This window comes from Rhodococcus spongiicola (assembly GCF_004011835.1).
GTDB lineage: Bacteria > Actinomycetota > Actinomycetes > Mycobacteriales > Mycobacteriaceae > Prescottella > Prescottella spongiicola.
Map to the genome: position 1 here is coordinate 761,629 of NZ_RKLN01000001.1, position 24,051 is coordinate 785,679.

21 protein-coding genes and 1 riboswitch are annotated in these 24,051 nt (G+C 66.2%); of the genes, 8 read left to right on the forward strand and 13 right to left on the reverse strand.

The annotated features are described in order from the left end of the window. Positions 1–13: 13 nt before the first annotated feature. The 3 genes from purB to EF834_RS03580 form a co-directional block, all read right to left on the reverse strand. Positions 14–1,435: an adenylosuccinate lyase gene (gene purB, locus EF834_RS03570; protein ID WP_127945814.1), complete on the reverse strand. Its 1,422-nt coding sequence runs from the start codon at positions 1,433–1,435 to the stop codon at positions 14–16. A 36-nt stretch (positions 1,436–1,471) separates the two neighbouring features. Continuing rightward, positions 1,472–2,083, reverse strand: coding sequence for a TetR/AcrR family transcriptional regulator (locus EF834_RS03575; protein WP_127945815.1), 612 nt, complete (start codon positions 2,081–2,083; stop codon positions 1,472–1,474). A gap of 64 nt (positions 2,084–2,147) precedes the next feature. Further along, entirely contained in the window at positions 2,148–3,362 is a 1,215-nt protein-coding gene (locus EF834_RS03580; protein WP_127945816.1) for a pyridoxal phosphate-dependent aminotransferase, read from the reverse strand. Between the two features lie 246 nt (positions 3,363–3,608). Between EF834_RS03580 and EF834_RS03585 the strand changes: the two genes are divergently transcribed. Beyond that, positions 3,609–4,682: a methyltransferase domain-containing protein gene (locus EF834_RS03585; protein ID WP_206615164.1), complete on the forward strand. Its 1,074-nt coding sequence runs from the start codon at positions 3,609–3,611 to the stop codon at positions 4,680–4,682. A 208-nt stretch (positions 4,683–4,890) separates the two neighbouring features. Here EF834_RS03585 and purD read toward each other — a convergent pair whose 3' ends face one another. The 4 genes from purD to EF834_RS03605 all read right to left on the reverse strand — a co-directional run bounded on the left by purD (position 4,891) and on the right by EF834_RS03605 (position 10,398). After that, positions 4,891–6,144, reverse strand: coding sequence for a phosphoribosylamine--glycine ligase (purD, locus tag EF834_RS03590; protein WP_127945817.1), 1,254 nt, complete (start codon positions 6,142–6,144; stop codon positions 4,891–4,893). Positions 6,145–6,238: 94 nt separating this feature from the next. Then, positions 6,239–8,377 (reverse strand): glycosyltransferase family 39 protein, encoded by a 2,139-nt coding sequence (locus EF834_RS03595; RefSeq protein WP_127945818.1) that lies wholly within the window; start codon positions 8,375–8,377, stop codon positions 6,239–6,241. Then, on the reverse strand, positions 8,374–9,612 hold the full coding sequence (locus EF834_RS03600) for a bifunctional glycosyltransferase family 2/GtrA family protein (RefSeq protein ID WP_127945819.1): 1,239 nt from the start codon (positions 9,610–9,612) through the stop codon (positions 8,374–8,376). The genes EF834_RS03595 and EF834_RS03600 overlap by 4 nt, the downstream gene beginning before the upstream one ends. A gap of 126 nt (positions 9,613–9,738) precedes the next feature. Further along, positions 9,739–10,398: a YdcF family protein gene (locus EF834_RS03605; RefSeq protein ID WP_127945820.1), complete on the reverse strand. Its 660-nt coding sequence runs from the start codon at positions 10,396–10,398 to the stop codon at positions 9,739–9,741. A gap of 183 nt (positions 10,399–10,581) precedes the next feature. Here EF834_RS03605 and EF834_RS03610 point away from each other — a divergent pair, with 183 nt between their 5' ends. Next, a complete protein-coding gene (locus EF834_RS03610; RefSeq protein WP_127945821.1) occupies positions 10,582–11,007 on the forward strand; it encodes an HIT family protein in 426 nt (141 codons plus the stop codon). Between the two features lie 6 nt (positions 11,008–11,013). On the opposite strand, the gene EF834_RS03615 is transcribed toward EF834_RS03610, so the two are convergent. Together EF834_RS03615 and EF834_RS03620 are read right to left on the reverse strand one after the other, a co-directional pair. Next, positions 11,014–12,420: a sensor histidine kinase gene (locus EF834_RS03615; RefSeq protein ID WP_127945822.1), complete on the reverse strand. Its 1,407-nt coding sequence runs from the start codon at positions 12,418–12,420 to the stop codon at positions 11,014–11,016. Positions 12,421–12,429: 9 nt separating this feature from the next. Beyond that, the gene (locus tag EF834_RS03620; protein ID WP_127945823.1) at positions 12,430–13,131 is read right to left on the reverse strand and encodes a response regulator transcription factor; all 702 of its coding nucleotides are present in this window, start codon (positions 13,129–13,131) and stop codon (positions 12,430–12,432) included. Between the two features lie 157 nt (positions 13,132–13,288). Next, positions 13,289–13,349: riboswitch (guanidine-III (ykkC-III) riboswitch) on the forward strand. 15 nt (positions 13,350–13,364) lie between these two features. Here EF834_RS03620 and EF834_RS03625 point away from each other — a divergent pair. Both EF834_RS03625 and EF834_RS03630 read left to right on the forward strand, forming a co-directional pair. Then, positions 13,365–13,679 carry a DMT family transporter gene (locus EF834_RS03625; protein WP_127945824.1) on the forward strand — a complete coding sequence of 105 codons (315 nt, stop codon included), beginning with the start codon at positions 13,365–13,367 and terminating at the stop codon, positions 13,677–13,679. 43 nt (positions 13,680–13,722) lie between these two features. Further along, positions 13,723–14,469, forward strand: a complete 747-nt coding sequence (locus tag EF834_RS03630) for an ABC transporter (protein ID WP_127945825.1) — start codon at positions 13,723–13,725, stop codon at positions 14,467–14,469. Here EF834_RS03630 and EF834_RS03635 read toward each other — a convergent pair. Then, entirely contained in the window at positions 14,452–15,168 is a 717-nt protein-coding gene (locus tag EF834_RS03635; RefSeq protein WP_127945826.1) for a dienelactone hydrolase family protein, read from the reverse strand. The two genes, EF834_RS03630 and EF834_RS03635, sit on opposite strands and share 18 nt — an antisense overlap. A gap of 240 nt (positions 15,169–15,408) precedes the next feature. Here EF834_RS03635 and EF834_RS18610 point away from each other — a divergent pair, with 240 nt between their 5' ends. From EF834_RS18610 to EF834_RS03650, 3 genes are all read left to right on the forward strand, one after another. Beyond that, on the forward strand, positions 15,409–15,543 hold the full coding sequence (locus tag EF834_RS18610; RefSeq protein ID WP_268960907.1) for a hypothetical protein: 135 nt from the start codon (positions 15,409–15,411) through the stop codon (positions 15,541–15,543). 786 nt (positions 15,544–16,329) lie between these two features. After that, positions 16,330–17,031: a potassium channel family protein gene (locus EF834_RS03645; RefSeq protein WP_235870975.1), complete on the forward strand. Its 702-nt coding sequence runs from the start codon at positions 16,330–16,332 to the stop codon at positions 17,029–17,031. Positions 17,032–17,357: 326 nt separating this feature from the next. Continuing rightward, positions 17,358–18,446 (forward strand): beta-propeller fold lactonase family protein, encoded by a 1,089-nt coding sequence (locus EF834_RS03650; protein WP_127945829.1) that lies wholly within the window; start codon positions 17,358–17,360, stop codon positions 18,444–18,446. A gap of 197 nt (positions 18,447–18,643) precedes the next feature. Here the strand turns inward: EF834_RS03650 and EF834_RS03655 are convergent, their stop codons facing one another. The 3 genes from EF834_RS03655 to EF834_RS03665 all read right to left on the reverse strand — a co-directional run bounded on the left by EF834_RS03655 (position 18,644) and on the right by EF834_RS03665 (position 21,527). Further along, positions 18,644–19,105, reverse strand: a complete 462-nt coding sequence (locus EF834_RS03655) for a hypothetical protein (protein ID WP_127945830.1) — start codon at positions 19,103–19,105, stop codon at positions 18,644–18,646. Between the two features lie 2 nt (positions 19,106–19,107). Then, positions 19,108–19,383: a hypothetical protein gene (locus tag EF834_RS03660; protein ID WP_127945831.1), complete on the reverse strand. Its 276-nt coding sequence runs from the start codon at positions 19,381–19,383 to the stop codon at positions 19,108–19,110. 377 nt (positions 19,384–19,760) lie between these two features. Then, positions 19,761–21,527 (reverse strand): DUF7257 domain-containing protein, encoded by a 1,767-nt coding sequence (locus EF834_RS03665; RefSeq protein ID WP_164874053.1) that lies wholly within the window; start codon positions 21,525–21,527, stop codon positions 19,761–19,763. A 1,267-nt stretch (positions 21,528–22,794) separates the two neighbouring features. Between EF834_RS03665 and EF834_RS03670 the strand changes: the two genes are divergently transcribed. Beyond that, positions 22,795–23,907 (forward strand): beta-propeller fold lactonase family protein, encoded by a 1,113-nt coding sequence (locus tag EF834_RS03670; RefSeq protein ID WP_127945833.1) that lies wholly within the window; start codon positions 22,795–22,797, stop codon positions 23,905–23,907. The last annotated feature ends 144 nt before the right edge of the window (positions 23,908–24,051 follow it).

A 24,051-nucleotide genomic window follows, 5' to 3' on the forward strand; every position in this document is an offset into this window, starting at 1 on the left:
TCGAAATTTGTTGTCACAGAATCGCTCCGGGAACGTATCGAGCGGCGTCGGGGTTGGCGTCGACGAGCTTCTGCACCTCGGCAACCACCGAATCGACCTGCGCACCCGCGGCACCGACGAAGGCGCTCTTGTCGGCGAGTGCCTCGTCGAGTGCGGCCCGGTCGAGCCCCAGACGCTCGTCGGCGGCGAGGCGATCGAGCAGGTCGGGCTCCCTACCCTCTTCACGCATCCCGAGCGCGACGGCGACGGCGTGCTCCTTGATGACCTGGTGCGCGGTCTCGCGCCCCACGCCGGCGCGGACGGCCGCCATCAGGACCTTGGTGGTGGCGAGGAAGGGCAGGTAGCGGGCCAGTTCGTTCTCGATGACGGCCGGATAGGCGCCGAACTCGGCGAGCACCGTCAGGAACGTCTCCATCTGCCCGTCGATCGCGAAGAACGCGTCGGGCAGCGCGACACGGCGGACGACCGAACAGAATACGTCGCCCTCGTTCCACTGTGCACCGGCCAGCTCGGCGGCCATCGAGGCGTAGCCGCGCAGCACCACCTGCAGGCCGTTGACCCGCTCGCACGAGCGCGTGTTCATCTTGTGCGGCATCGCCGACGAGCCCACCTGACCGGGCTGGAAGCCCTCGGTGACCAGCTCGTGGCCGGCCATCAGGCGGATGGTGTGGGCCAGCGAGGACGGCGCGGCACCGACCTGGACCAGCGCGGACAGCACATCGTGATCGAGCGAGCGCGGGTACACCTGGCCGACACTGGTGAACACGTGCGCGAAGCCGAGATGCTCGGCGACCTTGGCCTCGAGCTGCTCGAGCTTGGCGGCGTCACCGTCGAGGAGGTCCAGCATGTCCTGGGCGGTGCCCATCGGCCCCTTGATGCCGCGCAACGGATAGCGGTCGATGAGTTCGCGGACCCGGGTGAGAGCGACCAGCAGTTCGTCGGCGGCCGAGGCGAACCGCTTGCCGAGGGTGGTGGCCTGCGCGGCAACGTTGTGCGAGCGTCCGGCCATCACGATGCCGGTGTACTCAGCGGCTCGCTCGCCCAGACGGGCGGCGACGGCGACACCGTGGTCGTATACGTGCTCGAGCGAGCGAAGCACCTGCAGCTGCTCGACGTTCTCGGTGAGATCGCGGCTGGTCATGCCCTTGTGGACGTGCTCGTGTCCGGCGAGTGCATTGAACTCCTCGATGCGCGCCTTCACGTCGTGACGGGTCACGCGCTCCCGCTCGGCGATCGAGTCGAGATCAACCCGGTGCAGGACCCGCTCGTAGTCCTCGAGGGCCTCGCGCGGGACATCGATGCCGAGCTCGGCCTGTGCGCGGAGCACCGCCAACCACAGCTGACGCTCGAGCACGATCTTGCGCTCCGGCGACCACAGCTCCCTCAGGGTGGTGCTGGCGTAGCGGGTGGCAAGGACATTCGGGATGCGACTCACGAGTCCTCAGTCTACGGCCGGACCCGAACGCCCTCGTCAGTGCATTCTCGACGGGGCCAGGTCGTCTATCAGGTCGAGCAGCATCGCCCGTACCATCGCCCGTGGATCGGGATCGACCTCGCTCAGGGCCCCCACCACAACGCCGTCGACGACGGCGACCAACCGGCGCAACCGCGTATCCCAGACGATGCGGCCGGACCGCCGCAGCACCTCGGCGAGCAGATCGTCGAGCTGAGCCCGCAGCCGCAGTTGGACATCCCGCAACTCGGGATGCCGGGCGGACGCGAGGAACCGCTCATACCGTGCAATCAGCCGCTCCCGTCCGCTGTCATCGACCTCGTCCGGCCCCACCAGCAACTCCACGATCAGGTCGACCGTGGCTTCGCCCCCGCGTCGCCGCTGAGGGAGGCCGTCGACCCGCTCACGCATCGTGTCGAGTTCACGGTTGCCGTTGTGTTCGACGGCGAGCGCTACCAACTCGTCCAGCGACCCGAAGTAGTAGGTGGTGGACGCGAGAGGAAGATCCGCACGGGAGGCCACGGCTCGATGCCGGACGGCGTCGAAGCCGCCCTCGAGCAAGAGATCCGCCGCGGCAGTCACGAGTGCCTGCCGACGCCTCTCGCCCTTAGGGGTCGGGGCGGATGTCATCCCTTCATCGTGCCAGGTCGGGGACCGTGCCATGGCGCATTGGACGATCGCCGCCGGCTCGCACCTACTTCGGCTCGGGCAGCCATCGCTCGAGCCGGTGCAGAGCATCCCGGATCTCGGCGGTCGATCCCGCGAACGACAGGCGCACGGTGCGGTCGCCGTGGGCGGTGTCGAAGTCGACACCCGGCGCCAGCGCCAGTCCGGTTTCGGCGAGCAGCCGAGCGCACCACGCCGTCGAGTCGTCGGTCAGGTGCGCGATGTCGGCATAGACGTAGAACGCGCCGTCCGCAGGTGCCAGGTCCGTGAGTCCCAGCTTCGGCAGGCCCGTCAGCAGCAGTTCCCGGTTCACGGCGTACCGCTGGACGTGGCCGTCGAGCTCGGCGCGGGATTCGTCCGAGAACGCCTCGAGTGCGGCGTACTGCGAGATCGTCGGCGGGCACACCGTCATGTTCGACGCGAGTCGCTGCATCGCCCGACGGAGGCGCTCGGGCACCAGCGTCCAGCCCAGCCGCCACCCGGTCATCGAGAAGTACTTCGATACCGACCCGACGACGACGGCCTCACGCGACGTCTCCCACACGCAGGCGGTCGACTGGACGTCCCTGTCGGCACTGTCGGCACTGTCGGCACTGTCGGCACCACCGAACTCGATACCGTGGTAGATCTCGTCGGAGATCAACAGCGTGTCGTGCTCCTCGCACCAGCGGGCCAGTGCTGCGAGCTCGGCGGGGTCGATCACCGTGCCGGTGGGGTTGGCGGGGCTCGCAACGATCAGCCCCGCCGGTGACGTACCCGACTGCTCCAGGGCCTCGAGCATCGCGACCGTGGGCTGGAATCGGGTCTGCGGACCGCAGTCGATCTCGACGACATTGCAGCCCAGCGCCGCCAACGTGTTCCGGTAGGCGGGATAACCCGGACGAGCCACGACAACCGTGTCCCCGGCTTCGAACGCGGCCAGGAACAGCAGTGTGAACGCACCCGACGAGCCGGTGGTGATGATGACTTCGTCGGCGTGTACGTCGATCCCCGACCGTCGCCGGTGGTAATCGGCGATGACCTCGCGGAGCGGTTCGATCCCGAATGTCTCGGTGTAGCCGAGCAGCTGATTGTCCAGGGCCTCCCGCGCCGCGCGCAGCACCGGCGCCGGCGCGGGCGTGGACGGCTGGCCGGCCGCGAGGGACAGGACGTCACCGTGGGTGCGTTGACGCTCGGTAGCCGCCTTCAACACGTCCATCACGTGGAAGGTCTGGATGTTGGACCGCTGAGATTCGGAGCGCACACCCTGACGCTATCGTGGCCCACTCGTTCAGGCGCCGACACGTCCCCGATACGACCCCGATACGACTTGGCCTTCCCCTCTCCCTTCCCCTCTCCCCCCGCCCCCGAGCGGGCACCGGCAGCACCTCGATTTCGCGCGTAGGGTCGAGGCGGCGGCTGTGCCCAGGGAAGCATGGACGGTTGGCCGTATCTCCCTCGGCGAATCCGTCACCAACTCCAGGAGCCCGACAACCGGGAGTGCAGCACCATGAACGAGTCCATCGCCATCGACAAGCTGCGACATGAAGTCAGCGATTACTACGGTCGGCAGCTGCAAAGCAGCGACGATCTCAAGACCAGCACCTGTTGTGACGCGGAGAGCATCCCCGACTGGTTGAAGCCGGTATTGGCCGCTATCCATCCGGATGTGCTCGCTCGCTACTACGGTTGCGGGCTCGTGGCCCCGGCTCTGCTGGACGGCTGCCGAGTTCTCGATCTCGGCTGTGGAACCGGACGCGACGTCTATGCCCTCGCACAACTTGCCGGCAGCGAGGGCCGGGTGACCGGCGTCGACATGACCGATGAACAGTTCGACGTGGCCCGCGAGCACCAGGACTGGCACAGCGAACGTTTCGGCTTCGCCAACACGAACTTCCTGAAGGGCTACATCGAGGAACTCGAGGCGCTACCCCTCGAGCCCGGTAGTTTCGATGTCATCGTTTCCAACTGCGTGGTGAACCTCGCGGCCGACAAGGAAGCCGTGCTGCGCGGGGTATACAGGCTTCTCGAGCCCGGAGGCGAGTTCTACTTCTCGGATGTCTACGCGGATCGCAGGGTGCCCGAAGTGCTGCGCGAGGACCCGGTGCTGTACGGAGAGTGCCTGAGCGGTGCCCTGTACTGGAACGATTTCCTGACGCTGGCCAAACGCTGCGGGTTCGCCGATCCCCGCCTCGTGACCGATCGTCCGCTCGACATCAGCAGCCCCGAGGTGGCGGCCAAGACCGGAAACATCCGCTTCCATTCGGCGACCTACCGCCTGTTCAAGCTCGAGGGGCTCGAGAGCGCCTGCGAGGACTACGGCCAGGCGGTGGTCTACCAGGGCAGCATCCCCAACCAGCCTGGGCGTTTCCTGCTCGACGAGCATCACGAGATCGAGACCGGCAGGGTATTCCCCGTTTGCGGCAACACCTGGCGCATGCTTTCCGAGACCCGCTTTTCTCCGCACTTCCAGTTCCTGGGAGATTTCTCCCGTCACTACGGCATTTTCGCCGGTTGTGGAACCGACATGCCGTTCTCTGGCGGTGCTCGGGACGGTTCCGGGCAGGGCAGCTCCTGTTGCTGAAGTGTCGAGGCCCGTCAGGGCAGTGGTGTCAGGCCCTTTCAGGGCAGTGGTGTCAGGCCCTTTCAGGGCAGTGGTGTCAGGCCCTTTCAGGGCAGTGGTGTCAGGCCCTTTCAGGGCAGTGGTGTCAGGCCCTTATCAGGGCAGTGGCGTCGAGCCCTTATCAGGGCAGTGGCATTGAGCCCTTTCAGGGCAGTCGCGTTGAACCCTTTCAGGGCAGTGCGATCCGGCCCTCGACCGCGGCGAGGCCGATGTCCCTGCGAAAGTGGCTGCCGGGCAACTTGATCCCGGAGATCTTCTCGTAAGCGTCCTCGCGGGCTCCGCTCAGGTCGGCTCCAACACCGACCACGCTGAGGACCCGACCACCGGCGGAGACCACCCGCTCGTCGACGAGTGCGGTGCCTGCGTGCAGGATGCCATCCCCGTCCGCACCGGTGATCGCGTCGCCGGTGCGCGGGGTCGACGGGTAGTTCTCGGCCGCCAGCACGACGGTGACCGCGGAACCGTCGCGCCACTGCAGCGGCGGGATCGAAGACAGGGCGCCGGTTGCGGTGGCGTTGAGGACCTCGCCGAGCGGGCTCTCGAGCAGCGCCAGGACGGCCTGGGTCTCGGGGTCACCGAAGCGGCAGTTGAACTCGACGACGGCAGGGCCGCCGCTTCCGATCGCCAGCCCCGCGTACAGCAAGCCGGTGAACGGGCAGCCCCGCTTCACCAGCTCGGCCGCGACCGGCTTGACGACCTCCTCCACGATCTGCGAGACCGTCTCGCCCGGCAGCCACGGCACCGGTGTGTAGGCGCCCATGCCACCGGTGTTCGGGCCGGTGTCACCTTCGCCGACGCGCTTGTGGTCCTGCGCCGGGAGCAGCGGAACCACGGTTTCACCGTCCACCAGGCAGAACAGCGACACCTCCGGGCCGTCGAGGAACGATTCGAGCAACACGGGGTGGCCGTTCTCGAGGCACTCGGCGGCGTGGTCGCGTGCGGTGCCACGGTCGGGCGTGACGACGACGCCCTTGCCGGCCGCCAGTCCGTCATCCTTGACCACCCAGGTGGGACCGAAACGGTCGAGGGCCGCATCGAGCTCGGCCGGGTTGTCGACGACCTCGCTGTGCGCGGTACGGACGCCGGCTGCCGCCATGACGTCCTTCGCGAACGCCTTGGAGCCCTCGATGCGCGCGGCCGCCGCGGACGGGCCGAAGCACGCGAGACCGGCGGCCCGAACGGCGTCGGCGACGCCGAGAACCAGCGGCACCTCGGGCCCGATGACGACCAAGTCGGCCAACACAGCCTTCGCGAGCGCAACGACCGCGTCACCGGAGGCGACGTCGACGGCGTGGGTCTCGGCGATCCGAGCGATCCCGGCGTTGCCGGGGGCACACATCAGCTTGTCGACACCCGGGTCGCGGGCCAGGGCCAGCAGAAGGGCATGTTCACGGGCTCCGGAGCCGATCACGAGTACGCGCACGGGTGCCAGCCTACGACCCGAGCGACCAACCCGAGTGACGAGGTCTCGACGACCCCCGCCCTCGTCACTGCGGGCCGTATCGGTGGCTGTCCAGTCATTGCGTCAGGTCGTAGATCGTGACGCCGTCGACCGTGTCCGGCGTGAACTCGGACTGTACCCACTCGGTGATCTCCGACGCGGTTCCCCGTGATCCCCCGCCGCCTTGGTCTGCGCCGCCGGCGATGAAGTAGTGGATCCTGCCGTCCGCCACGTACTGCTGGAACTGCTCGAGCGTCGGCGACGGATCGGTGCCGTTGAACCCTCCGATCGGCATGACCGGACTCTCGGTGGCGAGTTGGTAGCCTGCCGCAGCATTCGAGCGGACGGTAGCGGCCACCCAGGTGAAGTCGTCGGCATCGGTACGCAGCAGAGCGGTCAGTTCGTCACCGGGTGCGTCGGCAGACATCATTCCTCCGCCCTGCCGCCCACCGGGACCACCCGGACCGCCACCCGGAGCACCGTCCATCCCGGCCGGCGGGGGTCCGCCACCCGGCCGCCCACCGGGACCATCCGGAACGCCGCCCATCCCGTCCGGCGGCGATCCGCCACCCGGCCGCCCACCGGGACCACCCGGTGCGCCACCCATCCCGTCCGGCGAGGGTCCGCCACCCGGCCGCCCACCGGGAGCACCCGGCGCGCCACCGGGAGCACCCAGCGTCTCACCGTCGACCTGAGGCCCGACCGAGGGGAGCGAACGGGTGTTCGCGGTCGTGGTCATGACCGACGGGAGTCCACTGGTCTGCGCTGACGTAACCTGGTTGGCCGCGTAGGCCGCTGGACCGGCAAGCCCGGTGAACAGCGCCGCCCCGATCACGACGACAGTCCCGCGCCCGCGCAGCGCCGCGGGCACCAGCATCGCGACCGCCACGAGTACGCCTGCCACGACGACCATCCACCGCAGCCAAGGAACGAAATCGGCGCTGCGTCCCAACAGGATCCACGCCGTCACCGCAATCGTCGCAACCGTCACGGCCGCAACGATCCGCACACCCACCGCGTCGCGGTGGCGCCAGAGCGTCACCGATCCAGCACCGACGAGTGCCGCGACCGCCGGGGCCAGTGCCACCGTGTAGTACGCGTGGAAGATGCCCTCCATGTAGCTGAACACCAGGCCGGTTACGAGCAGCCACGATCCCCACACCACAAAGGACGCTCGACGCAGATCGGTGCGGGCGGCGCGCCCGCGGAGCACGAGGCCGGCCGCCAGCAGGATCAGTGCGGCAGGCACCAACCAAGCAATGTGCCCGCCTTGTTCGAAATCGAACAGCCGCGTGATGCCGGTCCCGCCCCAACTGCCGGGGCCGGGTGTGCCTCCACCGGACTCGCCGCCGGGCATACTCGCCCCCCTCCCTACGCTCCCCGGCTCAATACCGTTGAGCCGGCCGAAACCGTTGTAGCCCAGAGTCAGTTCAAGGATCGAGTTGTTCTGTGAGCCACCGATCCACGGTCGTGAGTCGGCAGGCCACAGCTCGACGGCGAGCACCCACCATCCCGCCGAGACGACCAGTGCGCCGAGGGCCGCGAACAGTTGCAAGATCCGCTTGCCCAGCTTGGGCGGGCCGGCGATCAGGTAGGTCAGCGCGAGCGGTGGTATCACCAACATCGCCGCGAGTTGCTTCGTGAGGAAGCCCAGGCCCACCAGCGCACCGGTCAGCACCAGCCACCGGGTGCGGCCGTCCTCGACCCCCCGAAGCAACGCCCACACCGCTGCGATCATCAGCAGAACCAGCAGGGCGTCCGGATTGTTGAACCGGAACATCAGCACCGCAACGGGTGTGAGCGCGAGTACGAGGCCCGCGAGCAGGCCCGCGGCGCCGCCGAAGTAGCGGCGCACGGTAGCCCACAGCAGCGCGACGGACGCCACGCCCATCAGCGCCTGCGGAACCAGGATGCTCCACGAATTGAGCCCGAACACCCGCACCGACAGCGCCATCACCCACAGCGAGGCTGGCGGCTTGTCGACGGTGATCGAGTTGGCCGCGTCGGAGGAACCGAAGAAGAATGCCTTCCACGATTCCGAACCTGCCTGCGCTGCAGCTGAATAGAACACGTTGGCCCATCCCGATGCGCTGAGGTTCCACAGGTACGCGACCGCAGTAGCGAGAAGCAGCCCGGCCAGCGCCCAGTACTCGCGGTTCGACTTGGGTGCAGCCGGCTGCGCGGCCTCCATCGAGCGATCGACGGTGATGCTCATCGGGTGACTCCTTCCACGGCGCCGTGGCGGAACACCCAGCGCAGACCGATGAATCGACAAAGTGTGGCAACGAGATTCGCGACTACCAGAACCGCGAGCTCGAGATGTGGAGAGGCTGCCGGCGCGAACCCGTGCAGAGCTGCGAGCGACCCGCTCGTGACGGCGAGGCCGAACCCGAACACGATCAGCCCCTGTAGGTGGTGGCGGCCCACACCTCGGCGACCACGCACACCGAACGTGAAGGCCCGGTTGGCCGCGGTGTTCGCGATCGCGGTGATCAGGAGTGCGATGGCGTTGGCCCACTGCGACCCCACCGCACCCTGGAGCGCAAGGAAAAGCACTGCGTACGCGAGCGTGCTCGAGACACCGACCACCGCGAACCGCACAAGCTGCCTCAGCATCGCGGGCTGCGATCCGGGAACGAGTGCGCCCCGACCTAGGCTCTCCCGTAGCGACGCCAGGGGCAGCGCACCGGTCGCGAGAGCGCGCCCCACCCGTGCGATGCCCTTGAGGTCGGCGACAGCTGTCGCGACGATGTTCACCCGGCTGTCCGCGTCGTCGATCCAGTCGACGGGGACCTCGTGGATCCGCATCCCCGCCCGTTCGGCCAACACGAGCAGTTCGGTGTCGAAGAACCAATCTCCGTCCTCCACCAGGGGCAGAAGTGCCTGCGCCACGTCTGCTCGCACCGCCTTGAACCCGCACTGGGCGTCGGAGAAGTGCGCGTGCAACGTCCCCCGGAGGATCAGGTTGTAGCCACGGGAGATGAATTCGCGCTTCGGTCCGCGCACCACACGGGACGAGCGGGCCAGACGTGAGCCGATCGCGAGATCCGAATGCCCCGACAGCAGCGGGGCGACGAGGGGCATCAGCGCTTCCAGTCCGGTCGACAGATCGACGTCCATGTAGACCAGCACCTTGGCGTCAGATCGTCCCCATGCGGCACGCAGTGCCCGGCCCCGCCCCTTCTCGTCGAGGTGCAGGACGCGCACGTCGGGGAACTCGTCGGCCAATGCCTGCGCAATATTCAGAGTCCGGTCCACACTCGCGTTGTCCGCGATGGTGATCCGGGCCGTGTACGGGACCTCGGTATGGAGGTAACTTCGCAGGCGTCGGACGCACTTGGCGAGCGCTGCCTGCTCGTTGTACACGGGTACCACGATGTCGAGAGCGGGTGCGGTGGTCACCACCTCGGGATGATGCAGGTCAAGCGCGGGCTGGGGTTCGGTCGTCATGCCCACAAGGGTGCGGAGCGACGCTCCGGGCCGGCTGAATCCGCGCTGTGAGCTTCCTGTCAGCCCGCGACCGAGATGTCCACTAGGTCGCGAATGTTCTTGTAGCCCGGTCTTATCGGAGCCTCATCAGGGCGCGATCACGCCCGCGATGGGGATCCGCCCCTTGACGGCGACGCGGAAGTCGATCATGGCCCGCTCCAAGTGGTCGGGGCTGGTCACGACGACCGCTCCCGGTGCTCCACGCTGCTTCAGGATCGCGTTCGTATTGATCGCGTTCTCGACGGTGGAACGTGACGTATTTTCCTCGGTGATCCGGAATGCCGGGATTCCGTTCGCGACCAACCACTGCCGCATCGCCTGCGCCTCGGTAACCCCGGACTGCGGGACGCCGCCGGCCACGATGATCGGCGCGAACGGAAACCGCTGCGCCAGTTGGAGGGCCGCTTGCATCCGGGATACCAGGACGGGCCGCATCGTCCCATTCGGGTAGAGACCCGCACCGAGCACGACGATGTTCGTGGTGAAGGGGTTGAGCGCCAGCATCACGGGAACCTGGGTTGTCAGGGTCTCGAGTCTGGTACAGCTCGTGATCAGATCACGGTTGGATGTCTGACATCCGCCCACGACCGACAGTGCCCCGTTGACCAGGGTCGTGGCTGACAGTGAATCGACGATGTCGAGCGAGGACTCGGCACTCGCCTGACCGGGCAGCGCCAATCCTGCTGCGGCCGAAGCGATGACAGCTGAGACCAGGAGCCGACGAGGACGCAAAGCGAACTTGGACATGGCACTCCCTCAGGTAGCACGTCCCCGACCAGATGTGGCGATCGACAATCAGTGTGAACGACCAAACTTGATCCGACATACCGTTCCGTGATATTGGAAGGTCACGACAAGGTCTCAGCTGGTCGGACCGACACAGCCGCGGGCGCGGTACCGGTACCGGTCGGCGCCGCCTATCCTCCCCGTATGCCTTCAGTCTTCAGCGCCATCATTGCCGGCGATATACCGGGACGGTTCGTCTGGGAGGACGAGGACGTCGTTGCGTTCCTCACCATCGCGCCGATCACACAGGGCCACACGCTCGTCGTACCCCGGCGGGAGGTCGACCAGTGGCAGGACGTCGACGGTGAAGTGTTCGACAAGTGCACCGCTGTCTCCCGCAAAATCGCACGGGCCGTTCGCAAGGCGTTCGACGCGCCCCGTGCGGGCTTCCTGATCGCGGGCCTCGAGGTTCCTCACCTGCACATGCACGTCTTCCCTGCGTACAGCATGGGTGACTTCGACATCTCGAATGCCGACCCGAACCCCTTACCGGAATCCATGGACGAGGCCGCGGCCAAGATCAAGTCGGCGTTGCGCGAGCTCGGCGACGGCGAGTTCGTTCCCGACTGATACGACTCACCCCTGCGGAAGTCGCACCCGGAAGGTGGCGCCCCTTCCGGGTGCGCTGTCCACGGTCACGGTTCCGTGATGCGCCTTGACGATCGCCGCAACGATCGAGAGGCCGAGTCCACTGCCCCCGCTCGTCCTGGTCCGAGATTCGTCGGTGCGGTAGAACCGCTCGAACACCCGAGCCGCATCGTCCTCAGCCAGCCCCGGTCCGGTGTCGGCCACTTCGAGGATCACGTCGGCACCGTCGGTTCCGACCCGTACGGTCACCGATGCATCGTCGGGCGTGTGCTCGAGCGCGTTGTTGACCAGATTGCCGGCTACCTGTCGCAGTCGGGCATCGTCGCCCAACACCTCGGCCGGACCCGAATCGGGCAATATCTCCAGCGTGATGCCCCGCTGCGGCGCAATCGCACGCGCGTCGTGCACGGCATCGCTGGCCAGCGCCAGCAGGTCCACCGGATGGAATTCCGTGGGGCGCTGGGCGTCCATGCGGGCGAGCATCAGCAGATCCTCGACGAGCAACCCCATGCGTTTGGCCTGGTTCTCGATCCGGTTCATCACCATCTCGCTGTCGGTCGACGCGCCCTGCCGATACAACTCGGCGAACCCCCGGATAGCTGCTAAAGGGGTGCGGAGCTCGTGGCTGGCATCGGCGACGAATCGGCGCATCTTTTCCTCGGACCGTCGCGCCGACTCCTCCGACGCGGCGGTCGACGCGAACGCCGACTGGATCTGGGCGAGCATGCCGTTCAGCGCCGTCGACAGGCGGCCGACCTCGGTGCGCTGATCCCACTCAGGCACCCGGCGGTGCAGGTCGCCGGCCGCGATCCTGGCCGCAGTCTCCTCGACCTCGCGCAGCGGCCTCAGGCTGCGCCGCACCACGAGGTAGCCGACGAACCCGAGCACCACCAGCACCCCTGCCCCAACGCCCACCTGGAGCACGATGAGGCGTTCTACGGTGGCGTCGATGTCGGTCAACTTGACCGCCAGCGTCGTCCTACCGATCGGCGTGGCCACGCTGATCTCCCGCCACCTAGTGTTGCTGCCGTCGGTGGACCCGACCGTCACCGGCCCCGGATCGGACACGATTTCCGGTGTCGTACCGATACTTTCGTCGTTGACTTCGAGCCGCACCGTGCCGTCGCGTTGAGTGACCCGGACGTAGAACTGGCTGGGCGGGCGATCGGGACTCGGTGCGCGGTCGAGGCTGGGCGCGGACAGCGGCGGCATCATCCGCCCAGGTTTCGCCCAGCCGTGCGCGGCGTCCAACAACTGCCTGTCCGTCCGGTCCAGGAGCGAACGCTCCATCGCCGAGGTCACCGCGATCCCGGACACGAGCAGTCCGGCGGCGGTGAGTAGGAGCAGCGCCGCAACGAGCGTGATCCGCAATGGCAACGCACGCAGGCGCCTCATCGTCTCCGCCTACCGTGGCTCACGCATCACGTAGCCGACGCCCCGCAGCGTGTGGATCAGGCGCGGCTCGGTGGTGTCGATCTTGCGACGCAGGTACGAAACGTACGACTCGACGACCCCGACCTCACCGCCGAAGTCGTAGTTCCACACGTGGTCGAGGATCCGCGGCTTGCTCAGCACGGTTCCGGCATTGACCATGAAGTACCGGAGCAGGGTGAATTCGGTTGGCGAGAGGGGCACCAGTTCGCCGGCCTTCCACACCTCACGGGTTTCGTCGTCGAGTTCGATGTCGGCGAAACGAACACGGGACGACTGTTTCTCCTGGTCGCCGTGGCCGACCCGGCGCAAAATCACCCGTAGCCGGGCGACAACCTCCTCGAGGCTGAACGGCTTGGTGACGTAGTCGTCGGCACCGATCGTCAGACCGGCCACCTTGTCCTCCACAGCATCTCGCGCCGTGAGGAACAAGACCGGGGCCTCGACTCCGTCGGCTCGCAGACGCCGCAGCATTCCGAACCCGTCCATGCCAGGCATCATGACGTCGAGGATCAACGCATCAGGCCGGAAAGTTCGTGCCTTGTCCAGGCCTTCCGCACCGTTCGTGGCGGTACCCACCTCGAATCCCTGGAAGCGGAGACTGACCGACAGCAGTTCGGTCAGCGTCGGTTCATCGTCGACGATCAGGACACGGGCCTCCGGCGTTTCGTTCACCCCGTCAGGGTCCGCGACCAATCTGGAGACTGGCTGGGCGTTCCCTGGGAGGTTCCTGTGAATGCTTGCTGCTCACCGAACGGGAGTTCAGGAAATGGGGGAAGGCGGTGATTTCGGCAACCATTGCGGGAATCGGTGATCGGATTGGGTATTTTTGAACCTGTCGATCGACACCCGGACGAGCACACCGTACCCGGCCAGCGACAAGACGGTGTCTGGGGAGTTGAACCATCATGGCTTGGATCGTCCTCGTCATCTCTGGTGTCCTGGAAGCGGTGTGGGCCACCGCCCTTGGTAGGTCCGAAGGGTTCGCTCGGCTCTGGCCGACGATCGTCTTTGGGGTCGCGTTGCTGTTGAGCATGGTCGGACTGGGCTACGCGATGCGCACCCTACCCACGGGCACCTCTTACGCGGTGTGGGTCGGAATCGGCGCATCACTCACGGTCGCGTTTGCGATGCTCACCGGCAGCGAGAGCGCCTCGATCGCGAAGGGCTTGCTGGTCGTCGCCATCATCGGCAGCGTGATCGGGCTCAAGGTCCTGCACTGACCGACCGCCCGTTTTGCCGTGCGCCGGGAGTTACAGTAAACGGATGAACCTGGTGTCAGCCGTCTCGATTCCGGTCCGAGCCGGGTTCACCATCGCGGTCTCGGCCGTTGAGGGCGCCGAGACCGCGCTGTCGACCGCGCGGGTGGCTCTGTCCAGCACCACCGCAGCGAGCGTGGGTGCAGTGCCGCTCGCCAACCCGCGGGGCCCGCTGCAGCTGGTCCAGCAGCTCGCGGCGCTCGCGTCCGAGGACCGCCCGCTCGGCCAGGCACTGCAGCCGGAGGGCCCGCTGGACCGTCTACTCGCGCCGGGTGGCGTCATCGACCGCCTCACATCCGACGGTGGCCCGCTCGAGCGGGTGCTCGCTCCGGGTGGCCCGCTCGAGCGGGTACTCGCCGAGGACGGGCCCCTCGATCGGGTACTCGCGGAGGACGGGCCGCTGGAACGTCTCCTCGCGCCGGGTGGTCTGGTCGACCGGCTCACCGCCGACGACGGAGCGCTCGAACGGCTGACGAAGAAGGGAGGCATTCTCGAGACGATCCTTGCCGACGAGGGCGCCTTCGAACGGCTGATCGCCGAAGGCGGACCGCTCGATCAGATCGTCGCGCTGTCCGAGACGCTGACGTCGTTGGCGCCGAACCTGCAACGTATGGGTGCCAGCATCGACCTGCTGCAGGAGACCGTCGGGATCCTCAATGCCGCAGTGGGCCCGCTCAGCGATCTCGCCGGACGCTTGCCCGGGCGTTGGCTCAAGGGCGTCCGCGGTCCCGACCTGTCACTCGGACCCACTTGACAAGTGGGCGTCGAAAAAGGCGAATACTCGACGCCACGCGTCCTCGGACTTCTCCTGGTCGTACCCCATACCGGCGATCCGCAGGAGAGTGTTGCCCTTCCCGACTGCGATGCGGTTCGCGAAGCTGTGCCCTACACCCGGGTAGGTCACGACATCGTGCTCGACGTCGAGTCGAGTCAGGGCTGCGTCCAACCGCGGCCCCGCGTTCCACAACATCGGGTCCCGTCGGCCGTAACTTCCGACGACGGGGCAAGCACCACGCAGTGCGTCGTCGATGCTGCGTGGCAGTTGCCCGTAGAACGGTGCCGACGCCGCAAAATCCTTGGGTGCGAGGACGAGTGCGAATCCGCCGCCCATGCAGAATCCGATGACCCCGACCCGACCGGTGCAGTCGGGACGGGCGGCGAGGAGATCGCGAGCCGCGAGTAGGTCGTCGACGGCCCGGCCCTGTCGGGCGAACAGTTCGCGGAAGACGCGGACGACGCACCGGGCGCGGCCGCCACGCGAGTACAGGTCCGGGGTCAGCGTCAGATAGCCGTGGGCGGCGACTCTGGAGGTGATGTCTCGGATGTCGCGCCCGACGCCGAGGGCGTCGTGCACCACGACCACACCCGGCCACGGCGGAGGTGTCGCGTCGCCGGGAGTTTCGAGCACGGCGTCGATCGGACCGTCAGGGGCAGGGACCGAAAGTGCGGACATTCCCCGAGCCTAGGGACCATCGTCCCGGACACGCCGGGGAGTCGTAACGATTGCGCCACCGTTCGGAGCACGTTGATTCCGTTTGTATAACCACTCGTCCGGTTCGCTTCCGGGTGACCTGCCCATCACTAACCTGATCTTGGCGCTGCGACCCGACATATGGGCCACGCCACCGATCACTCCGGTATCGAAAATTGCCGGACGGCAAACGATGCACCTGGAAGGCACGGACACAGTCGCATGAATCACTCCACGAACAGCCGGCAGACCAACGCGAGCGAACTCCGCACCGGAACAATCAGCACCGAGGAGATCAAGTCTCGCATCGCGGCAATGTTCGGAGATGCACCCGCCACCGCGCCCCAGGACCGGTAAAGGGCGCTCGACCGAACCACCATACGCATCGCCTGACCGCCCATCGGCAGCAGAACGCGAGGATCGAGATCCTGCGGTCGCTTCCCCGAACGCCGGCGGACGACATACCCGACACAAGCACCAGGGCGCGGTCAAATCCGCGCCCTGGTGCTTGTTCTTCTCGATCAAGCCGAGCTTCCCTTGGAACCGGCAGGCGCGGCCGCACAGTGCGTGCGGAATCGCTCACAGTGACGCCGCCGTAGTGATCCAGTTCACCGACACAAGGCCCACTTTCAGCTGGTAGGAACCTGATTTCGGCAGCTGAGGTATACCCACCGGGCCGAAACAGGTAGACGGATGGGTACTTCGGACGTGTCCCCCTCGTTACCTGAGCGGGATTCTGAATGCGTCGGGTCGTCGGGAAATTCGGGAGAGTGAGCCATGCTGCGTCGCGGGCGAAAGACGCTCGTTTCACTGGACAACGGAGACTGGTGCTTCGGCAGAGTCGTCGGACCACGCCGCGGTGCGTCCGGTTTCCGTGTGCAGCTCCAGAAGCACGGTGCAGGCCAGAAGCACCCGACTTTCACAATTGCCGCCCCGAATGGGGGCGACGGCTTCGCTCTGTAGCAGCGAAGAGCACCAGAGGCCGGTTCCGTCTCCAAGACCGGCCTCTGGTCTGTGTAGAGGGGCCCACATTTACCACGTGGCCGCCCACTCCAGCATCGACACGTTTGGTATGAATCGGACATGGGTATGAGCACCACCGGTATGAGCACTGAGTCTTGGCGACAACGAACCGAGTGGCCAATGATCGGAGCGTCGATCGTTTTCCTCAGTGCCTACGCCTTCAGCGTTCTCGCCCAACCAACCGGTACCTCGGCATACGTCGCGGCCACGACAATGACCCTCACATGGGGCCTGTTCGCGGTGGACTTCTTCGTCAGACTTGCACTCGCCGAACAACGCGGGCAGTGGCTACTCCGTCACCTCCACGAGCTCGCGATGGTCGTCCTGCCACTACTGAGACCTCTGAAGCTGCTGCGGCTCGTCACACTATTCGGTGTCCTCCAACGCTCAGTGGGTACGGCGCTACGTGGAAGGGTCGTCAGCTATGCGGCCGGATCGACGATTCTCCTGATTCTGGTTTCGTCGCTCGCGATGCTCGACGCCGAGAGAGCCGCTCCGGACGCCGGCATCACCACATATCCCGACGCACTGTGGTGGTCGACCGTCACGGTCACCACCGTCGGCTACGGGGACTACGCACCGGTCACGACAACCGGACGCGTCATCGCGGTGGGCCTGATGGTCGCCGGCATCGCGTTGCTCGGTGTCGTTACCGCAACTCTGGCGTCCTATCTCGTGCAGCGCATCGGAGAAGAGGACGAGGCGAATCAGGCTGTCACGCGAGAACACATCGTAGGGTTGACTGCACAGATAGAGACTCTCCGGGCTGAGGTGAGCGCACTCAGAGAGACGCGCCTGACCGAGTTGGCGGGAGACCGTTAGCCGTTCGGCAGCCTCGGCCGGTTGACGGGGCTGTTCCAACCCACAAGCTCCACTGCACGGAATGGCCGTCCACCCGCCCAGGGTGGGCGGCCATCCGTCTCTTCCCTTGGCTTCGGCGTCGACTCGGCTGGCTCACTCGCACGGCGCGCCAGATCTTGTTCGTTTGTGCGCTATGTAACACTCTTCCGGACTGCACCGGTATGTCATGTATGGGACCGAATCGGGGGGACTATTCGGTTTCCATTGCTGTCTTTCCGTGTCCCCGAGACCGCAGCGATGCCGGCGCCCGCTGGCGCCCCGTCCTGGATCGAAGGAGTCCGATCACGATGCACCACACCACTGTTGACCCGTCGCGCCGCCGGGGTACCCCCGGCCCGGGGCCCCGCACCCGGCGACCGTACGCGGCGGGATTCACCGCCGCGCTGGCCGCGGGGCTGATGCTCACGTCCGCCCCGGCTGCGCACGCCGAGTACGCCGGCACCGTCATCGACACCATCAAGGTCGGCGATAGCCCGAACGACGTGGCCATCTCCCCCGACGGCACCCGCGCCTACGTCACCGTCGGCAGCAGCGACTCGGTGTCGGTGATCGACACCACCACCAACAGGGTCACAACCACCATCGACACCGGCCAGGGAGCCTCCCGGGTGGCGATCAGTCCCGACGGCACCCGCGCCTACGTCACCGGCGGCAAGATGTCGGTGATCGACACCAACACCGACACCGTCACCGGCGCCATCGACGTCGGCGCAAGCCCGTACGACGTGGCGATCACCCCCGACGGCACCCGCGCCTACGTCACTGACCTCGGCAACGACTTGGTGTCGGTGATCGACACCAACACCGACACCGTCACCGGCACGATCGACGTCGGCGCCGAGCCATTCCGGGTGGCGTTCACCCCCGACGGCACCCGCGCCTACGTCACCGTCGTTGGCGGCACGGTGTCGGTGGTCGACACCACCACCAACAGGGTCACCGACACCGTCCAGGTCGGCGGCGGCAACACGAACGACGTGGCGATCACCCCTGACGGCACCCGCGCCTACGGCACCGGCGTCGACGGCACTGTGTGGGTGATCGACACCACCACCAACAGCGTCACCACCAGCATCCCCGTGGCCGACATCCTCGACGGGACGGCCGACGTGGCGATCACCCCTGACGGCACCTACGCCTACGTCACCCACGCCGCTAACGGCAGGGTGTCGGTGATCGACACCACCAGCAACACCGTCGTCGAGACCATCACGGTCAGCCAGAGGTGGCTGGTACCCGGACAGTACTGGCCGCTCGGGCTGGCGATCACCCCCGACGGCACCCGCGCCTACGTCACCCAGGCGAACGCCGACGTGGTGTCCGTGATCGGCCATTCGTCACTCGGCAGCCTCGGTTCACTGACCGGGCTGTTCTGACCGGCAAGCCCTACCGCCCGGGCGGCCCTCCACCCGCCCGGGTGGGCGGCCGTCCGCCTGTTCCCGCCGCCGTCGACAGTTCCTCGGCGTCCGCCTTTCGCCGAGTTTGCCCTCGGCTGCCCGGAGGGTGCCGACCAGCCCCTCGATACGACGAAACGCCCCCACCCGAAGGTGGGGGCGTCCTCGACGTTCGTCTGTCATCGGTTGTTGCCGTCGCCCTGCGCGGACTCGACCGCCTCGCGGGTGGCGTTCACACCCGCGAGCACCTCGACAAGTTGCCGTTGGGTATCGGCGAGGGCCTGCGAGAGCAGGCTCATGTCCGCCTCGTACTGGGCGCGCAACTCCCCGATCTCCCGCGAGTGCTGCTCCCGCAACTCCGCAATCTCCCGCGAGTGCCGCTCATCGGCGTCGCGGCGTTCCTGCCGGGACGCCTCCAGCTGCCGCTGCACCAACTCGAGCTCCGCGACGACCTCGGCGTAGGCGCGGCTGTCACGACCTGTGATCCACTGCCACATCGGGATCAGCGTCGCCTCGGCATACCGCCGGCCCATCGCCGCGATGATCAGCAGAACCAGCACCACGAAACCCGCGACCGCCACCGGATGCGTCGTCGCCTCGAGTGGAATCTCGACCCCGGAGGATGCCTCCTGAGGCACCACGATCACCCCCTACGTTCAGCGAACTTCTCGATCTCGTCGATCTGCCGCGCCGTCACACCGTTCGGGGTGAACTTCACCCCGACGACCGTGGCCACCGAAATCAGCACCAGCACAGCGGTGGTGACACCGGACGGCACATCGACACCGACCGACAACACCGTCCACAACACAGCCACAATCGCCATCACCGCCGCCGTCGCAGTGTTCGCGTACCTGCGCACCAGCGGCTGATCGGCCAGCTTCGCCCGCAAAATGCCGGCAACAGAGTCGGTATCCATCACTTGTCTCCTTCAATGTTGATAACGCCGTCCGCACGCCACACAAGCGAGCCGTGCTCGAAGTCCTGGCGGCGGCAGCCGTCATGGTCGTACTCGCCGGAAGTCCCTACAGCACGTACGCAAAGTCACCCTTCCCGCCAGTCGCGGCACCTCGTTGTACCGACTTCTTCACCTCTGCCACAAGCCGATTCGTGGACAGCATTACCCCCGTGCAGACCTGCTCCGGTAACCGAGAACCCGGCCCATCACCCGACGACAGGTCCGGCACCACCAACGTGGTGCCGGACCTGCCTCGGCCCGCGTCCGTCACTGCATTGGGGCAGGCCTACCCGGAGATGCCGGACCGCGACAACAAGGTCACGTCACTGGCAACTGGCTCAAAGCGACTTGGCCTTCCAGTCCGCCAGGGCCGGCGAGAACCAGCTTGCGGCGACATTCCGGTACCCCTCGACTCCCAGGCCGACCCGCCGATGGCTCGAGCCCACAGACGACACATTCTCGGTGTCGTCCCACACCATGACCTCGTTGTCGTCACTACCCGTGCGGAGGATGTACGCCGCGAACCGCTGACCGACCGCAGTGATCTTGATGGTGTCGCCGTCCTTGACGAGCTTGTCCGCAGTAGACGACGCCCGGACCGTGGCGGTGCCGTCCTGCACGCTGACGAGTTCGACTGACGCGCCGCCGTTGTAGACCCGGAATGCGACGTAGTCGGTCTGGTCGTCATTGGAACGGACGATGAGCTCCGTGTGAATTGGGGCGAGCGGGTCACTGGATACCGTGGGCCGAACTTCGTCGACCTTCGACCACACCTCCATGTCGTCGGAGTTCATCGGCGTCCTGTACAGGGCGGCGCTAGCCCTCTTGGTGGCAACAACAAGAGCGGAACCGACATACTGGAAGGCCCTGGAGTCGTTGACGTATGTGCGGTAGGAGCCCGTGTCGGGGAAGCCATCCCACCGATCGCTCGTGTCCAAGTAGCCCTTGTTGGGCTGGTTGAAGTATTCGGCAACTTCAAATCCATCAACAGTCAGATTTCCACCCTCAGGCATGATCCCGCTGAAGATGTTGAGAAGGATCGTCCCGATATACGGCATCTCTGCCTGGAGGATCGTCTTCGGCTCGATTTCGCCGGTGTCCTCGTTGAGGATGTGCAGCTTACGGACCGCTAGATCGTTGTAGGCATGTACGTGCTCCGTTGGGCCCGATTCGATACCAAGAATACCGTCGGGGGTGGCGTCGAGACCGGAGAACTTCTTCAAGTCCTCGATAAACGTGCCCACCCGGTCAATGAAGTGGAAGATGTTCCCCGAGGTCACGACCGAATCCACAATAAAGTTGACGGCCGCATCGATCACCCGGCCCGCGTTGGTAAGCGGGTTGGTAATCAGGCTTCCTTCGAATTCGAAGAACTCGAGTACCTCGGCGAGTTCGCGAACGAGGGCGTCCGGGTCCGCGTTGCAGATCGGATCGTTGTCGTTGATGATCTCGATCTGCCAGATCTTCTTGTGGACCTCCGCAGTGAACTCTTCCTTTCCGTCGTGCAAATAGGTTGCGACACCGAAGCCCTCGGGAGTGACGCTCCCCTTCGTCATGCCCCAGCTAGTGTAGCCCTCGGGCCGGAACGGGTTGGCGACATACAGGCCCGCAACGACCTTGTCGGCCACATCAGCCCCGTGCTGGCCGTAGGCTACCTCGTTGACGAACTCGTAAGCGGCACCGGCACCCTGGCTGAACCCGCCGATGATGGCCTTCGCGCCCACGGGCAGCTTCTCGAGCTCCGCCAGGACCTTCCGCTTCCCCTCGAGGCGAGAATCGTAGTGGTTCTCGTCGCCGGGGCCGACTGGGCCGATGGAGGAGGGGTAGCCGATCCACTGCGGGATGACGTTGAGATTGCCAAAGTACTCCGGGAGTGCCTCGGGCAGGACGTCGAACACCTCGTTCATGAGCGCGTGGCCCATGCTGGTTTGCGCGGGCCACACCTTCGGCTCAACCCACTCCCCGTTCTCGTCGAAATATCCCTCTTGCGTGTATCCCTCCTTTACTTGCTGCCAGTTGCGGGGATCGCCAGGTTCGGATGCGCCGGTTCCAGGAATCCAGAGCAGGTGGATCTCCATCTCGGGCGGTTCGGTCGGTGCAGTCATTGTCTTCCTATCTATTCGAGGGACGGAATACGCTTTTCTCCTGCGTATTCCGTAGCCGACGATCCGCCGGCCAACAGACCGGTAGTTGTCACAGATCATCGGGAGATTGTGTATTTGGCTCTGCCAGTGCGTGATTCGTGGCCAGCGTTGTAGCCTTGGGGTGAAGATCGGGCGCCCGCCGACAGTGGGGAAGTGTCGGCGGGCGCGTCCCCTGGGCGCCGGCCGGCTGCTCACAGGGGTGCCGGGACGTGCCGCTATGGCGGCGGGCCGCGCACAAGGGCTGCAGCGGCGGGGTGTCCCGGAGGATTGGGAGTGGTGGAATCCAAGCCGGATTCGATTCGAACCGGACGTCTTCTAGATGGTGTCGGTGGATCGAACTACGAAATGAGTTGTTCCCGAGCGACTCCCGGCCTATTTGGTGAAGGAGCCGGGGTACCGTCTACGGTTGATGGATACTCATCGACGGCACAGCCGTTTTCGATGACCTCGGCAAGGTGGCTGCAGTTGCCATCGTCATCAACGAGGACGGCGAGCACAGCCAGAAGGTCCGGAGCACACAACTTGCCGACTGTGGCATGTCATCCAGCGGTTTCCAGGACTCGCCAATCGTCCTATGTGCCAATATCGTTCTCTACCAACGATTCGAACCTCATATAGCGGAACAGAGAAGGGTTCTGCCTGGGGGCGGACGGCATACTCGGCCGTCAGCGTGAGAGATGTGGCTGCAGTTGATACGACGAAGGCGCGAGGTTGTAGCCACAACTCTCACGCCTGCAAGCTCAGCTTAGCACACAGCCGAGTCCATGCAACTCAACCGATTTCGGCTTCAGTGACCTGATCGACTCGGTCGACGAGGAAACGGATCTCGGCGTGGCCGAGGTCCGTCATGGCTGATCCTGGCGCCGAGTTCCTTGAGCACGGCTCATGCGGGCCGATGGCGTATGACGGTGACCGCGCATCGGAGTTCGTTGGGGTTGTCCGGGAGGGGCCGCGGAGCCGCTGGCAGAAGGCGCCGAGGATCTCGCGAACGCATCGACCACCGGATCCTCCGACGGGGCCGAGTACGTGATCGCAGTCAACTGCGAGGCATCTCGCGGCTCCGATATCTCCCTGGCGTGTGGACGGCCATTCTTCCCAATTCTCCCGTATAGTCCCCGCCAAAGTGGGGGGATTATTCGGTTTTCAGTTCTGCCCTTCCGCGTACCGCGCCCACAGCGGCGCCGGCACCTACCGGCGTCCTGTCCTGGATAGAAGGAGTCCGATCACGATGCCACACACCATTGTTGACCCGTCCCGACCGCGGGGTACCCTCGGCTCGGGACCCCGGACCCGGGGCCGGTACGCGGCGGGATTGGCCGCTGCCCTGGCGGCCGGGCTGACGGTCGCGGCCGCTCCGTCCGCGTACGCCGAGCACGACGGCACCGTGCACGCCGAATACGCCCGCACCGTCATCGACACCATCAAGGTCGGCGACCGGCCGAACGAGGTGGCCTTCACCCCAGACGGCACCCAGGCCTACATCACTCACCCCTCCAGCGACACGGTGTCGGTGATCGACGCCACCACCAACAGGGTCACCACCATCATCGACGTCGACCAGGGAGGCGGCGGGGTGGCGATCACCCCCGACGGCACCCGTGCCTACATCACCGGCGGCACGGTGTCGGTGATCGACACCACCACCAACGCCGTCACCGGCACCATCGACGTCGGACACGGCTCGTCCGACGTGGCGTTCACCCCGGACGGCACCCGCGCCTACATCACCCACCCCTCCAACGACGCGGTGTCGGTGATCGACACCGCCACCGGCGCCGTCGCCGGCACTATCGACGTCGGCGACGAGCCGCGGTTCTTGGCGATCACCCCGGATGGCACCCGCGCCTACGTCACCCACGGCGACCACAAGGTGTGGGTGATCGACACCACCACCAACTCCGTCACCGGCACCATCGACACCGGCCCGGGAGCTTGGGGGGTGGATATATCTCCCGACGGCACCCGCGCCTACGTCGCCGCCGACCTCAAGGTGTGGGAGATCGACACGACCACCAATACCGTTGTCGACACGATCGCCGTAGGCGTCGTCCTCGACGGGGTGGCCGAGGTGGCGATCACCCCGGATGGCACCCACGCCTACGTCACCCACTCTGCTAACAGCAGGGTGTCGGTGATCGACCTCGCCATCAACACCGTCGTCGAGACCATCACGGTCAGCCAGAGGTGGCTGGTACCCGGACAGTACTGGCCGCTCGGACTGGCGATCACCCCGGATGGCACCCGCGTCTACGTCACTCAGGAGAACTCTGACCTAGTGTCCGTGATCGGGAACGGCCAGTCGTCGTTCGGCAGCCTCGGTTCGCTGACCGGGCTGTTCTGACCGACTGGCCCTACCGCCTGGGCTGGCCGTGCACCCTGCTCGGGTGGGCGGCCGTCCGTCCGTTGCCTCGAGCGATGGTGGCCGCTCGAAGTGGCCGCGTGGTTTGCATTGCATGGGTGAGCGCCTGGACCCGCTGCGCTGGAT